Origin of the sequence: Synechococcus sp. HK01-R (genome assembly GCF_014217855.1) — a bacterium.
GTDB lineage: Bacteria > Cyanobacteriota > Cyanobacteriia > PCC-6307 > Cyanobiaceae > Synechococcus_C.
Genome location: NZ_CP059059.1, coordinates 1,393,022 through 1,405,821 on the forward strand (window position 1 = coordinate 1,393,022; position 12,800 = coordinate 1,405,821).

Annotated in this window: 14 protein-coding genes; 8 read left to right on the top strand and 6 right to left on the bottom strand. The window is 62.8% G+C overall.

What is annotated here, in order from left to right; translation table 11 throughout:
• The first annotated feature begins 1 nt into the window (after position 1).
• From H0O21_RS07370 to H0O21_RS07380, 3 genes are all read left to right on the top strand, one after another.
• Positions 2 to 667, top strand: coding sequence for an SDR family oxidoreductase (locus H0O21_RS07370; RefSeq protein WP_185189218.1), 666 nt, complete (start codon positions 2 to 4; stop codon positions 665 to 667).
• Between the two features lie 9 nt (positions 668 to 676).
• Positions 677 to 1,483, top strand: coding sequence for a J domain-containing protein (locus tag H0O21_RS07375; protein WP_185189219.1), 807 nt, complete (start codon positions 677 to 679; stop codon positions 1,481 to 1,483).
• Positions 1,484 to 1,562: 79 nt separating this feature from the next.
• Positions 1,563 to 1,772, top strand: coding sequence for a hypothetical protein (locus H0O21_RS07380; protein ID WP_185189220.1), 210 nt, complete (start codon positions 1,563 to 1,565; stop codon positions 1,770 to 1,772).
• Between the two features lie 25 nt (positions 1,773 to 1,797).
• Here H0O21_RS07380 and H0O21_RS07385 read toward each other — a convergent pair whose 3' ends face one another.
• A complete protein-coding gene (locus H0O21_RS07385; protein WP_185189221.1) occupies positions 1,798 to 3,498 on the bottom strand; it encodes a protein adenylyltransferase SelO family protein in 1,701 nt (566 codons plus the stop codon).
• A gap of 65 nt (positions 3,499 to 3,563) precedes the next feature.
• Between H0O21_RS07385 and H0O21_RS07390 the strand changes: the two genes are divergently transcribed.
• The 5 genes from H0O21_RS07390 to H0O21_RS07410 all read left to right on the top strand — a co-directional run bounded on the left by H0O21_RS07390 (position 3,564) and on the right by H0O21_RS07410 (position 7,718).
• Positions 3,564 to 3,830 (top strand): hypothetical protein, encoded by a 267-nt coding sequence (locus H0O21_RS07390; RefSeq protein ID WP_130129669.1) that lies wholly within the window; start codon positions 3,564 to 3,566, stop codon positions 3,828 to 3,830.
• Between the two features lie 393 nt (positions 3,831 to 4,223).
• Positions 4,224 to 4,895: a L,D-transpeptidase gene (locus tag H0O21_RS07395; protein ID WP_185189222.1), complete on the top strand. Its 672-nt coding sequence runs from the start codon at positions 4,224 to 4,226 to the stop codon at positions 4,893 to 4,895.
• 59 nt (positions 4,896 to 4,954) lie between these two features.
• A complete protein-coding gene (locus H0O21_RS07400; protein ID WP_164498727.1) occupies positions 4,955 to 5,119 on the top strand; it encodes a hypothetical protein in 165 nt (54 codons plus the stop codon).
• Positions 5,119 to 6,741 (top strand): FAD-dependent oxidoreductase, encoded by a 1,623-nt coding sequence (locus H0O21_RS07405; RefSeq protein WP_185189223.1) that lies wholly within the window; start codon positions 5,119 to 5,121, stop codon positions 6,739 to 6,741. Before H0O21_RS07400 ends, H0O21_RS07405 begins: the two co-directional genes overlap by 1 nt.
• Positions 6,738 to 7,718 (top strand): SDR family NAD(P)-dependent oxidoreductase, encoded by a 981-nt coding sequence (locus tag H0O21_RS07410; RefSeq protein ID WP_185189224.1) that lies wholly within the window; start codon positions 6,738 to 6,740, stop codon positions 7,716 to 7,718. The genes H0O21_RS07405 and H0O21_RS07410 overlap by 4 nt, the downstream gene beginning before the upstream one ends.
• Before the next feature lie 28 nt (positions 7,719 to 7,746).
• Here the strand turns inward: H0O21_RS07410 and H0O21_RS13390 are convergent, their stop codons facing one another.
• The 5 genes from H0O21_RS13390 to H0O21_RS07440 form a co-directional block, all read right to left on the bottom strand.
• Positions 7,747 to 8,238 carry an alpha/beta hydrolase-fold protein gene (locus H0O21_RS13390; RefSeq protein WP_370523011.1) on the bottom strand — a complete coding sequence of 164 codons (492 nt, stop codon included), beginning with the start codon at positions 8,236 to 8,238 and terminating at the stop codon, positions 7,747 to 7,749.
• A 77-nt stretch (positions 8,239 to 8,315) separates the two neighbouring features.
• Positions 8,316 to 9,170, bottom strand: coding sequence for a formylglycine-generating enzyme family protein (locus tag H0O21_RS07425; protein ID WP_185189225.1), 855 nt, complete (start codon positions 9,168 to 9,170; stop codon positions 8,316 to 8,318).
• Positions 9,160 to 9,546: a DUF4345 domain-containing protein gene (locus tag H0O21_RS07430; protein WP_185189226.1), complete on the bottom strand. Its 387-nt coding sequence runs from the start codon at positions 9,544 to 9,546 to the stop codon at positions 9,160 to 9,162. The genes H0O21_RS07425 and H0O21_RS07430 overlap by 11 nt, the downstream gene beginning before the upstream one ends.
• Positions 9,543 to 10,457, bottom strand: a complete 915-nt coding sequence (locus tag H0O21_RS07435) for a DUF302 domain-containing protein (protein WP_185189227.1) — start codon at positions 10,455 to 10,457, stop codon at positions 9,543 to 9,545. Before H0O21_RS07435 ends, H0O21_RS07430 begins: the two co-directional genes overlap by 4 nt.
• Positions 10,457 to 12,244: an arylsulfatase gene (locus H0O21_RS07440; protein ID WP_185189228.1), complete on the bottom strand. Its 1,788-nt coding sequence runs from the start codon at positions 12,242 to 12,244 to the stop codon at positions 10,457 to 10,459. Before H0O21_RS07440 ends, H0O21_RS07435 begins: the two co-directional genes overlap by 1 nt.
• Between the last annotated feature and the right edge of the window lie 556 nt (positions 12,245 to 12,800).

Below are 12,800 nucleotides of genomic sequence, written 5' to 3' on the forward strand. Positions count from 1 at the left end.
GATGGCAACGTGTCTGGTTACAGGTGCCAACCGGGGCATTGGTCTGGAGTATTGCCGGCAGTTACAGGCACGAGGTGATCAGGTGATTGCGGTCTGCCGCGAGCCCTCTCCGGAGCTTGAGGCCCTGGGGGTGCGAATTGAAGCGGGGCTGGATCTGGCCGAGTCTGGGACCCCCGCTGAACTGGTTGCTCGCCTGCAGGGACAGCGTCTCGATGTGGTGATTCTCAATGCCGGCATCCTGCAGTCGATGGGGCTGGAGGATCTCGATCCGGAGGGGATCCGCCGTCAGTTCGAGCTGAATGCCCTGGCGCCGTTGCTCCTGGCGCAGGCGCTGCTGGATCAGATGCCGCGGGGGGCCAAGCTGGCGTTGATGACCAGTCGTATGGGTTCGATCGCCGATAACAGCTCCGGGGGCTCCTATGGCTACCGGATGTCGAAGGTGGCCTTGAACATTGCCGGCAAATCGCTGGCGATTGACCTCCAACCCCGCGGTATTGCAGTCGCGATCCTGCATCCTGGCCTCGTACGCACCCGCATGATCAACTTCAATCCCAATGGCATAGCCCCGGAGCAGGCGGTCGAGGGGTTGCTGGCGTGCATCGATGCACTCACCCTGGAAACCAGCGGCAGCTTCTGGCACTCCAATGGTGAGCTGCTGCCCTGGTGAGCGCACCCCATGGGATTTGATCCGCGCCAGTGGTCGACCTCTCGATCGCGCGCTCAGGACCCGGGGGCTGATCCCCGTGTCACCGTCAATCTCACGGCACTGCTCGCGGAGAATGAGGCCCTGCGCCGGGAGGTGCGACGGCTGCAGCGGGAGCTTGAGCGGCAGAGGCGTCAGCAGTGGGTGCAGTCCCCGCGATGGCAGGAGCCTTCCGCCAGTCCGCCGCCGCGGGTGAGTGCTGACCAGGTGCGTCGCTGGGGCGAGGCCATGGCCCAGCAAGCGGGCTGGTCTGACCTGCGTCAGAGCGGCCTGGAGGCTCTGGTGGATCGACTCAACCGCAGCAGCTTCCACCCGCAGCTCAGTCTCCAGCAGCGCCTTGACCGGCTGGTGAGCGGCCTGGGCACCGATCTGCTGTCGGCGGTGGGGCGCAGGGCCACCAAAAAGGGCATGGCCGTGCTGGCCGCCTTCGCGCTCTATGGCGTGCGGGCCAGTGAGTGGCTGGATGAGGATCCGGCCCGGGTGGTGGCGGAGCTACGGCAGCGGCTGCGTCCGAACAGCAGCCGGCGCACTCGCACGGATCAACGCAGTACGGATCAACGCAGCACGGATCAACGCAGCAGTGATCGCCGGCAGAGCAGCGACCAGGCCTGGACCTCCGGCTCGGATCCTTTGGCAGTGCTGGGCCTTCAGGCCGGGGCGTCTCAGGAGGCGATCAAGCAGGCGTTTCGGCGCCTGGTGAAACAGCACCATCCGGATATGGGTGGCTCGGCAGAGGCCTTCCGGCGCATCAGCGAGGCCTACCAATCACTGATGGCCTAGCGGCCCGGGCCTGGCAGGCAAATCAGCTGAGAATCTGCTGTCTCATCACTGGAATCCTTGGCGGTGCCAGCTTGAAGCCATGAGCATGTCTCTCCAGTTGGTGGTTGCCCGAGGTACGGCCCGGAGTTTCCTCAGTGGAAACGCTGCCGCTGACTACGGCGATGTGATCCTGTTGAGACGCTTGCTGCTCGCTGAGGGGGATCAACTGCTGGCGGCCGACCTGCTGCTGATGGCGATCGCGATGAATCCAACACCGGCGGAAATCTCAGCGTTTGGGAAGGCTCTTTGAGCGGGCCCTCCAGGGGCAGAGGCGATTACGACGAACAGCTGTAGTGGGAGAGGCCGCCGGTATTGAACAAGTCCCGGGGCCTGAGGCGGTCGTAGCGGGCAGCACGTTCTGCTGAGAGATCGTCGTAGGGAGTGCTGAACACCTCCTGCAGCTCCTGGATCAGGCTGTGGTCTCCCTGTTCCGCTTGCTGGTAGGCAGGGGCGATCAGCCACTCGCGCCAGGTGACGGCGGGGTTCACGCGACGCATCGCGGCCGATGTTTCCTCCAGGGTGTTGTTGGCATGGAGTTGTGTGCGCCACTGCTGCAGCCAGCTCTCCCACTGCTGATCGAGCTCACTGGAGCTCGGCACATAGAAGCTGGGGTGCAGATCGGAGGCCTGCTCAGGAATGGCAGACAGCAGCCGGAAGCTGCGGGTGTAGTCAGCTCGGGAGGCCATCAGCAGCTGCAGCAGCTTGCTCACCAGCTCTTCGTCGTAGATGGCGAGACCGAGCTTGCGGGCCCACATCGCTTCGAGTTCCTGCTGCATCACGGCGGCGAAGCCTTCGTGGATCGCATCGAGCTCCGTCAGGGCTTCACGGTTGCCTTCGAGCAGCGGCCGCAGGGATCGCCAGAACATCCCGTAATTCACTTCGGCCGCCGCAGGTTGGTTGAAGAAGGAGAAGTGCTCACCCCCTCCGGTCCAGGGTTGGAAGCGCGGATCGAACAGTTCGCAGAAGCCGAAGGGGCCGTAGTCGAGGGTGTAGCCCCCGGCGGCGCAGTTGTCGCTGTTGAAGTTCCCTTGGCAGTAGCCGACGCGCATCCAGTCGGCGACCAGTCGCGTGAGCCTGGCGCGGAAGTGTCGGGCCAGCTCCAGCAGCTGCTCTGAGAACGGCAGCGCTGGATCGATCTCGGCCCGGTAGTTGCGCTCGATCAGGTGCTCCACGATCAACTGCAGTTCGGCCATGGCCTCGGGGTGGGCCTGGCTGCGGGCGCGGCGGGCGAACAGCTCGAGCTGCCCCACGCGCAGGAAGGACGGTGCCACCCGGGTGCTGATCGCTGCGGGGTTGTCGACCATCACATCCGGCTCGAAGGAGCGTGACTGGGGGCTGTACCAGGGCCGGCGCACGGTTTCGGCGCGCGACATGTAAAGGGTGAGCGAGCGGGAGCTGGGCACACCGAGGGCGTGCATGAACTCCTGGGCCAGGAACTCACGCACACTGGAGCGCAGCACCGCACGGCCGTCGGCGCCGCGGCAGTAGGGGGTGGGGCCGCCACCCTTGAGCTGCATCTCCCAGCGCCGGCCTACGTAGACGCCCTCCACGATCGACAGGGCCCTGCCATCGCCGTAGCCGTTGCCAGTGCCGAAAGGACACTGCTGGATGTATTCAGTGCCGTAGATCGAGAGGGCATAGCCCGTCGCCCAGCCCCAGGGACGCATCGCTCCTGTGGCCACTGAGGCATCCCCGGAAAACAGTCGGCGGAACCGAGCGTCGTGGGCCAAGGCATCGCTGAGTCCGAGCTCGGCGAAGAGCCCCTGGCTGTGGGCCACGTACTCGGGCTCAGGAAGGGGGGTGGGCGTGACCGGTACGTAATGGCCTGAACGGACCTGGCGAGGCCGGTGATCGTTGCCGTCGCTGGTGGCCTCGGGATCCGGACGAAGGGCCTCCAGCAGCGAGTAATCCACCCGCTCGGCGAATTGGCTGAAGTCGGTGATCACCTCGGCGCTGCTCTCGTCTCGCGTTGGCATGGGCCCGACTTCCGTGTTGGTCGATGCTATGGAGTGAGACTGAGACCAGTTGTTTCCTCTTGGCGATGTCAAAAGCACGCGACATGATCAATGCCCATCTGATGCCGGTGCTGGGGATCATCGCCACGGCCAGTGCGGTGTCGATTGCCGTGTCTCTGCGCCCGATTGCGGAACAGTCGGCTCGCTGGAACACCTGTTATCTCGACAGCATCCGTTGGTATCAGGCCAATAAGCCCGACTGGACCGTGCAGGACCAGGAGGTGTTTGCCTCCAACTTCTGCAACGGCGGAATCCCCGTCAAGCCTGGCCCTGGATTCCAGAAGGCGCCTTGAGGAAGCCAACACCGTTCGCCGTGTGGTCGTTACGGCTGATGTGGGGGCTTCCCCAGAGGGACGGCTGGGATCTATGACTGTGGGTAGGAAAGCTCCTCACAGGGCTTTTCTCCTCACACCCTCCGAGAGGCTGCCGAAAGGGGCCTCTTTTTTGTGGGTCGCTGTTGACGCTGTGGGCAGATAAAACAAAACCCCCGCCGAAGGCAGGGGTTCCGAAAACGCTTCAGGAGTGTGACCTTGTTTCCACCCTGAAGAGTTTTTTCTCCTCACGCCGCAATACTACCCGGATGAACTGGCACTGTGCCAGTTGCCTTTGGCCAGAACGTGAGCTGCCACAGGGGGTGGTCGGGTTGAGCCTGGCCAGCATGGGGCCACTCAGGTTGTTGCTTCGGGATGGGACTCCGTATTCCCTTTGCGCTGTTTGCTCTCGCTCTGCTGCTGGTGGGCTGCGGCGGGCGGGATGGCGCAAAGCCAGGCGGTGGCTCGGGCAGCGCTGAACCGCTGGACGGTCCGATCCGGATTGCGATCGATCTGAACGATCCGGCCCAAAGCAAAGGCACGTTGGTGCGTGGCAAGCAGCTCACCAGTTTTCAAGTGGGCTACGGCCGTTACGGCGTCACCTGTGCCGGCACCCGATTCGAGGAGGGCTACACACCGCTGGGGCGCTTCAAGGTGAATGCGATTCTGAGCCGGGACCAGTTCGTGATGGCCCCGCAACTCATCAAGCAATCGGGCAAGAGCGAAGCTGAGCTCAAGACGATGCTGTTCAACAACATGAGCGCGATCGACTTCAGTGGCGATGGCGAGGTGGGGGAATACGGCATCGGCTACATCAGCCTGGAGCCGATCGACAGCGTGAAGCAGCCGTTCCGATTCAACGAGTACGCCGGCAAATTCCGCTGGTACAGCTTTGCGATCCACGGCAGCAACAACGAGGCGCGTGTCGGCGAGAAGGTCACCGGCGGCTGCCTGAATGTGAAGGAGCCGATCCTCAAAACCCTGCTCCAAACCGTGACGTTGGGGGATGAAGTGGTGGTGACGGCCAACGGCCCCTGCACACCCTGAGCACGCCGCCGTCGGGCCGCCGCACGGATCTGCCTAGCCTCAAGCACCGTCTGGTTCAGATGACCATTCCCTTCGGCGAGCCCGAACCGAGTGATCGGCTGCTCAACCGATCGGTGGCGTCCACCCGGCTGAAAGCCTGGCTGAACACGCGTTTGCGTCAGCTGGCCTCGGCGCAGCGCATTCAGGATGCGCGGGCTCTGCGCAGGGAGTTTTCGCTCGAGTGATGGCCATGACGGAACAATCCAGGCCTTCCCACGTGGTGGTGATCGGCGCAGGCTGGGCTGGCTGGGGAGCGGCCAAGGCCCTCGGCGAAGCCGGAGTGCGTGTGACCCTGCTGGATGGGATGGCGGATCCCACCGGCAGCACGCCGCTCATCACCGCCACCGGTAAGCCGTTTGAAGCCGGCACCCGTGGCTTCTGGAGGGACTACCCCAACATCAATGCCCTCACCGCCGAGCTCGGCCTCAGCGATGTGTTCACCGAATTCACCACCAGTGCCTTCTGGTCGCCCGATGGTCTGGAGGCCACGGCGCCGGTGTTCGGGGATGCGCCCCAGTGGCCGAGTCCTTTGGGACAGGTGGCAGCAACGCTCACCAACTTCAAGCGCCTGCCGATCGCCGATCGGTTGAGCATCGCCGGTCTGCTGATCGCCATGCTGGATCTGCAGCGCAGCGAGCAGGTGTTCAGGCGCTACGACGCGATCAGCGCCCAGGCCCTGTTCGAGAAGCTGGGCATCAGCGAGCGCATGATCCACGACTTCCTGCGGCCGATCCTGCTGGTGGGACTGTTCAAGCCGCCCGAAGAGCTCTCGGCGGCGGTGACGATGGAGCTGCTCTACTACTACGCCCTCGCGCATCAGGATTCATTTGATGTGCGCTGGATCAAGAGCAAGAGCCTTGCCGAACAGCTGATGGCCCCCCTGGCCCGAAGGCTCGTCGAGCACCACGGCCTGAGGGTGCTGGGGGGCACGCTGGCCACGGGATTGAACCTCACGCCCGATGGATCGGCGGTTGCTTCGGTGGCAACCCGTGCGGTTGAAACGGGTGAGCAGGGGCTGATTGAAGCGGTGGATGCGGTGGTTCTGGCCGTGGGCGCCAAGGGGATGGGCGCGTTGATGACGGCCTCGCCGGCCTGTGCTGCTGCCGTTCCGGAGCTGGTCGAGGCCGGCAGGCTTGGTGCCATTGATGTGGTGTCGGTGCGTCTGTGGCTCGATGCCTATGTGGAGGTTGCCGATCCCGCCAATGTGTTCTCCCGTTTTGAGGCGTTGCGGGGAGCCGGTGGCACCTTCTTCATGCTCGATCAGCTGCAGAAGGGGGAGGAAGCAGCCCTGTGGGGCGGGGAGCAACCCCAGGGTTCGGTGATTGCCAGCGACTTCTACAACGCTTCGGCCATCGCGGCCCTCAGCGATCAGGAGATCGTGGCGTTGTTGATGCGGGAGCTGTTGCCGGTGGCCAATCCCGCCTTTCACACCGCCACGGTGCTGGAGGCGGAGGTGAAGCGCTATCCGGGGTCGGTGTCGCTGTTTGCACCGGGGAGTTTCAAGCAGCGGCCGCCCCTGGAAACGGCGCTGCCATCGATCGTGTGTGCCGGCGACTGGGTGCGGATGGGCAGCCGCGAGCATGGCGCCAAGGGTCTGTGTCAGGAGCGGGCTTATGTGTGTGGCCTGGAGGCCGCCAATTCCCTGATTCGTCGTTGGGTCGTCACGACTCCCACCGCCTCGGCCAGGGAACACCCCGTGATCCCGATCCGCGCTGATGAACCGCAGGTGCTGATCGGTCGCGCCTTGAATGCTCTGGTGATGAACCCGGCGGAAGCTCTGGGTCTGCGCTGGCCGTGGTTGCCATGAAACGACTCTTGATCACGGGCGCCAGTTCGGGCATCGGTCTGGAAGCGGCTCGGCGTCTCGCTCGCAGTGGCCATCAGCTCACGTTGTTCTGTCGCACGGCCGAGCGAGCCGATCAGACGGAGCAGCAGCTGCGAGCTGCCGGAGCGGCGCCCAGTCAGATCGCCTGCATCGCCGTGGATCTGGCGGATCTGGCGAGCGTGGAGCGCGCCTGCCAGAAGCTGCTGGATCAAGGGCAACCCCTGGATGGCCTGGTGCTGAATGCCGGCCAGCAGCGTGCCGGAGCCGCCGCGCCCGTGTTCACGCCCCAGGGGATTGAAATCACCTTCGCTGTGAACCAGCTGGCCCACCAGTTGATCGCCGCCCGGCTGCTGCCGTTGCTGCAAGCGGGGCCGCAGCCACGGATCGTGATCACCGCGTCGGAGGTGCACAACCCCGCCAGCGGCGGAGGGCGTGTGGGCCAACCGGCTGACCTGGGGGATCTGGCGGGGCTTCGGGCGGGTGCCGGCTTCGTGATGCTCGATGGCAGTGATCGCTTCGATGGCGACAAGGCCTACAAAGACAGCAAGCTCTGCAATGTGCTGCTGGGGCGCGAGCTCGATCGGCAACTGGAGGGCTCCATGCCGGTGATCAGCTGGAGCCCTGGGTTGGTGATTCCCCGCAGCAGCGAAGGCTTCTTCCGCCACAACCGCCAGAACAACCCTCTGGGGATGGCGTTGTTTGCGCTGGTGGCACGGGATCTGCTGCGTCTCACCGAATCGGTGCCGACGGCCGGTCGGTTGCTGGCTGATCTGGCCACCGATGCTGCCTTTGCGACCCCTGGCTTCAGTTACTGGAGCAACCGGCTGGTGCGCCCGGGCCTGCATCGCTTTGAGGCCACGGCCACGAGTGCGGCAGGCGCCGATCACGAGCTGGCGGCTTCGTTATGGCAGCTTTCGGAGGCTTTGCTTCACAAGCCATGGGAGCGGGCCCAGGCGTAGCCGAGAAACGCCACCACGTTGAACCTGATCACCAAGGCCCAGAGAGGCGCCAGGGTAAGCCTGATCTCAAGCTCGATCTTGATGCGCTGAAGCGGCTCGGGCGCAGCTGTTCTTCAAGGAAGGGATCGGCGGAGCCGACATCCACGAGCAGGCTGTCGTCCCGGCGATGACCATCCTCGAGTAGGGCCACGCCATCCCAGGCCCGCCAGCTTGCCTGCGCCTCGGCGCTGTTTCCGAGAAAATGGCTGAAGGCCTTCTGCCCCCATGGGCAGGCGCTGGGATGGCAGATCGGTGCCACCGCTGAAACAGAGCGGTAGCGCTGCGGATGACGCAGGCCCAGCACCGTGGGAAAAAGTCCTTCGGGATCGGCTCCCGAGAGGGTGTAGGCATCGGTGTGGCACACCCCTGTGGCTACCACCTTCAGCAGCACCTCTCCGGCCTGGGGCGGGGCCACGTCGATCTCGGTGACATCGAGGGGTTCACAGGGAGCCCAGGCCACGGCAGCTCTGGCGCGAATCATGGGCAGATGCTGATCGGCTCATCCTTCATCTTGGCCATGGTCGGCGCCAGTGCTGCGTGTTCGAGATGGGTCGTGGATCAATCCGCTGCGTCCAGTGCACAGCGAAAACCCATATGGCATGTGGACGTATCCAAGGTTTGCCCAATCAGGGCTGAAGGCCTGTAGCGCTTGCAGTAATTATCCGCGCACAGGAAGGAACCTCCCTTCACGATGTGGCGTTGTTGTTCAGCTTTCGGAGTTGGATAGGCCGATGACGTCCATTCCCAGACGTTTCCGCAGACATCCATCAGGCCGTAGCCGTTGGCCGGGAAAGCGCCAACAGGCGATGTCCATTCCCACCCGTCGAGACCATCGTTCTGCCAGGGGAATTCACCTTGCCAGGTGTTCGCCATCCAGCGACCGTTGGGATTGACGTCCTCCCCCCAGGCGTAGTCCGCATCCTTCAAGCCACCGCGGGCTGCTACCTCCCATTCCTCTGCGGTGGGCAGACGCCGATTGGCCCAGGTGCAGTAAGCGATGGCATCGGCGTAGGCGATGTGAACGACAGGGTGATCGTCCAGATCAGCAATGGAACTGCCGGGCCCCTGAGGATGTTGCCAACTGGCTCCAGGAACAAGCGCCCACCACTGGCGAGGCTGAGAGCGATCCACGGCCGATGGTGGCGCCTGAAACACGATGGATGCGGGTTGACGCTGTTCCGGGGTCAGTAATGGATAGACCTGTGGATCGGCGGGTCGCTCAGAGATCGTGCGGTACCCGCTGCTGCGCACGAAGTGAGCAAATTCTCTGTTGGTGACGGGTGATCGTTCGATCTGGAATGCGGGCAAATCGATCTCCCGACTGGGTGCTTCCTCCGGGTAGAAGCGATCCGATCCGATCCGGTATCGACCGGCAGGGATGTGCACCAGTGAGCTAAGGGAATCAAGGCTCATGACGACGACTCCAACACCGCAATCCCCAGAGTGTCAGCAACAGCTCTGATGCGGTGTAAACCAGGAAGATGGCACCTGGGCGACCATCGACGGCCAGGCTGAGGAGACGACCGGCGGCGAGCCCGCCCATGAAGACCACTTCGCTGATCAGCGCCGTTGTCAGCAGGGCACCCCCTCGCAAGGCTCCCGTGATCCAGAGAGAGGCCATGCCCAGATACAGGCCCATGACTGCTCTGAAGACATGCGCCATGTTGGTTCCGCTGAACTGCAGATCCATCAGCTCGGGCAGCAGCGAGCTGGGGTTGATGCCGTAGCTGAGTGCAATGGGCAGAAGTCCCACCGCACTCAGCAGCAGATACCAACGCGCTTCTCTCATCTCGATGCAGGTTGCTCCCTGGTCAATCCCTGCCCGAAGGTGTTGATCAAACGGGTGTTGATCGCCTGAAGCACTGGAGACACGGCCATGCCCTGACGAGCGGCGATCCAGGTGAGATCGTTGAAGCGCACCACAACCTGGCCTTCGGCATCTCTGCGGATCAGCATCTTCTGGCAGAACGCATCCAGCCCGAGCAGGGTGGCGTCAGCCATCGCGCGGCCGCCGGGGCCTGGCCCCCCGAAGAGAACAAGGGTGACAGGTGCGCCTTGCTGGGCTGCCTCATCGGTGGCATTGAATCGGATCACCTCAAAGAGCACCGTGTCGCTCTGTTCATCGATGATCTCGAGAACCCGCGCGAGGGTTTGATTCAGATCCAGTGGACTGGGGATGCTGACGATGCCATCTCCAGCTCTCTTGAAAGCAGGAACGACCTGAACCGCTGAATTCGGCACCTGCTGGAGAAGAGAGACCATGCTCCGGTCGTATTGCCCAGCCAGGGATGGATGGCTCAGCCCATGGCGCTGCAGCAGGGAGGCACCGCTCTGACGACTGACCCGGGGGGATAGCTCCGTTGTTGGCTGGTGGACGAGTACACGCAGGGGGAGTTCCAGCGCCAGGTCGGGATCAGCTTGCAACCAGCTGGTCTCCAGATCTGGATCACGAACCATCACCACCGTGGAGGGCGGCATGGGTGACCCGGCCTTGCGGGCGAGCCGGGCGTGATCAATGCTCAGGGCGACGGGCAGGGATGCTTTGCCGGCTCCTTGCTGCACCTGTTCAACAATCTTGTCGACGGCGTTCTGTCGGGCTTCGTCCTGGGCTTGAGCAGAGGGTGCGGACCATCCCGCCAAAGCGACGATCAGGGCGCAGCCAACAGTGAACGGAGCGCTCGCGAGGGAGAGACCTGCCATCAATTCACTCTCCCGAAGGAACTCCATGGGCTCCAGTCGTCGGCCACCGGCACAATCCCTTTCTCGCTGGCATAGATCTCGTATTGCGCGACCATGCGCTTGAGACGTTCGGGCTGGGCGTCGTCCAACGGTTGGGTTTCGCCAGGGTCAAGAACAATGTTGTAAAGGTGCCATTGGCCATCTCCCCACATGCCGCTGCGCTGGCGCATCACCTTGTAATCGCCGTCAATCAGGTAGGCATTGCCCATGAGTTCAAAGGCCATCCACTCACCCGGAAGGCGTGGTCTTGGCTTTGTGCCGGTGAGGTAAGGCTTGAGATCAACACCGCTGCTGGGCACAATCTCGCGATCGCCGTAGCGACGCTCTGGCCGCTCCACACCCGCATAACTGAGGATGGTGGTGGCAAGATCCTTGACCCTGACAGGTGCCGATTCGATGACGCCGGCCCGGGTGAAACCACTGCCCTCGGGTGGTCGGATGATCAACGGTGTGCGCACCCCGCCGCCAGCGACGAAGACCTTCATCCACTGCATCGGGCCGGTGCTTCCGTTGGCCCACTCAGCGCCGTATTGCCAGTTGCTGTTGGCCTTGCCGATGTCATTGTAGGCATCGGAGTAGTTTTGTTGGATGTAGGACTTGCCGATTGGGTTGGTGATCACTCCTCCCTGTCCGTCGAAGGCTTCAGGGCCGTTGTCCGCCAGGTAGATGATCAGTGTGTTATCGAGTTGATTAGTATCCTCCAGGTAATCCAGCAACCGGCCGATGGATCGGTCCTGGTGGTCAACCATTGCGGCAAACGTTGCCATCACACGGGCCTGAACGCGCTTTTGCTCTGGCGACAACGATTCCCAGCGCCTGCGGACCAGCGGATTAGCAGGTGGCAGGCTCACGTCGGCAGGAATCACGCCAGTCGCCTGCATGCGTTTGAGCCGATCGGCTTTGAGGTCATCCCAGCCGAGAGCTAGGTAGTGGTCTTCGTACTGATCGATCAGCTCCTGCGGTGCCTGCAGGGGGAAGTGGGCGGTGGTGTAAGGAAGATAAGCAAAGAATGGTTGGCCTTCCTTTCGTCCTGCTTCGATGTACTCGATCAGTTGATTAGTGAACAGATCATCGGAATAAACCCCTTCAGGACGAGTGACGCGTTGACCATTTTCGTAGTAAGACTCTTTGCCGACGGGGGGAACCTTCCCCGCTTTTAGAGCGGCCTGAACTTTCGGATCCCGTTGATTCGGCAGGAATTCCTCGTCGTTCCAGTGGTTGCCGCCACCACTCAACATTCCATAGCTGCGCTCAAATCCCCACTGCGCAGGTCCTTCTCCTCCAGTTTTACTGCCACCTAAATGCCATTTTCCAGCCATCACGGTGTTGTATCCGGCATCTCTGAGCAGCTCGGAGATCATTACCGTATTGCGGGTGAGATAGCCCTCGTAACCGGGTTTACCCTTGGCTGGACCATACACGAGATAGTCGTAGGAACCGAGTCCTACTTCGATGTTGTTGTTGCCCGTGAGCAGCTCCGCCCGAGTGACCGAGCACACCGGCGTCACGTGGGAATTCGTGAAGCGCACACCCTCTGCCGCCAAAGCGTTGAGGTGAGGGGTTTGGATTTCTGATCCGTAAGGTCCGATGTCCGCGAGACCCATGTCATCCCCGACGATCAGAAGAACGTTGGGACGTGCGCCAGGCAATCGTGCTGTTCTGGATTGGGCTAGGCCATTGGGTGCCTGAATCAACAGCACTGAAAGCCAGCTCAGCAACAGGAAGGCAAAGCGCTGTCGGACAGGCATGAACAAGGGCATCGTTGTATGTCCTGATCGCTTATAGCTCCATCTGGGTTGGGGGCAATGTATTCACCAGGAGCAGGTCGCCCATCGCCTTGCACTGATCGCAATGAACTGCATCGGAGAATGAAGTTTGAGCAAGCCCAAAAACTTCTGCACCTGAAACCCTGAGCCGCCGCTGGCGATGCCCAGCCGCAACATGCCCACCAATGTCGGCGGCGATCCCAAGGCCAAGTGCAGCGCAACTTCACGGACCCCGACAAGCGGGGTGGGCTGTGACTGTCGAACTGTGCAACACGCTCCTGGCACTCCACAGCTCGCCTGATCCCTTCCTGCTAACCCATCGATGACCGCTGTCCACTCCAGGCACCTGCATCACGCAACCGCTCCCCTGCTGCTGGCGTGCAGCCTGCTGCAACCGGCCCCCGCCCAGGCTGATCACGCTGAGAACGGGGCAATGCCGGCATCGCCGAGGCAGACAACCAGCACACTCGAACCGAACACTGCCTCTGCAGTGGAACTGGCGCCTGGATAGGACGCGGCAGAAGGCAGCAACCCCTGG

Bases quoted from the DNA above. Each gene is read 5' to 3' on its own strand.
- H0O21_RS07370 (WP_185189218.1), top strand. From the start codon at position 2: ATGGCAACGTGTCTGGTTACAGGTGCCAACCGGGGCATTGGTCTGGAG.
- H0O21_RS07375 (WP_185189219.1), top strand. From the start codon at position 677: ATGGGATTTGATCCGCGCCAGTGGTCGACCTCTCGATCGCGCGCTCAG.
- H0O21_RS07380 (WP_185189220.1), top strand. From the start codon at position 1,563: ATGAGCATGTCTCTCCAGTTGGTGGTTGCCCGAGGTACGGCCCGGAGT.
- H0O21_RS07385 (WP_185189221.1), bottom strand. From the start codon at position 3,498: ATGCCAACGCGAGACGAGAGCAGCGCCGAGGTGATCACCGACTTCAGC.
- H0O21_RS07390 (WP_130129669.1), top strand. From the start codon at position 3,564: ATGTCAAAAGCACGCGACATGATCAATGCCCATCTGATGCCGGTGCTG.
- H0O21_RS07395 (WP_185189222.1), top strand. From the start codon at position 4,224: ATGGGACTCCGTATTCCCTTTGCGCTGTTTGCTCTCGCTCTGCTGCTG.
- H0O21_RS07400 (WP_164498727.1), top strand. From the start codon at position 4,955: ATGACCATTCCCTTCGGCGAGCCCGAACCGAGTGATCGGCTGCTCAAC.
- H0O21_RS07405 (WP_185189223.1), top strand. From the start codon at position 5,119: ATGGCCATGACGGAACAATCCAGGCCTTCCCACGTGGTGGTGATCGGC.
- H0O21_RS07410 (WP_185189224.1), top strand. From the start codon at position 6,738: ATGAAACGACTCTTGATCACGGGCGCCAGTTCGGGCATCGGTCTGGAA.
- H0O21_RS13390 (WP_370523011.1), bottom strand. From the start codon at position 8,238: ATGATTCGCGCCAGAGCTGCCGTGGCCTGGGCTCCCTGTGAACCCCTC.
- H0O21_RS07425 (WP_185189225.1), bottom strand. From the start codon at position 9,170: ATGAGCCTTGATTCCCTTAGCTCACTGGTGCACATCCCTGCCGGTCGA.
- H0O21_RS07430 (WP_185189226.1), bottom strand. From the start codon at position 9,546: ATGAGAGAAGCGCGTTGGTATCTGCTGCTGAGTGCGGTGGGACTTCTG.
- H0O21_RS07435 (WP_185189227.1), bottom strand. From the start codon at position 10,457: ATGGCAGGTCTCTCCCTCGCGAGCGCTCCGTTCACTGTTGGCTGCGCC.
- H0O21_RS07440 (WP_185189228.1), bottom strand. From the start codon at position 12,244: ATGCCTGTCCGACAGCGCTTTGCCTTCCTGTTGCTGAGCTGGCTTTCA.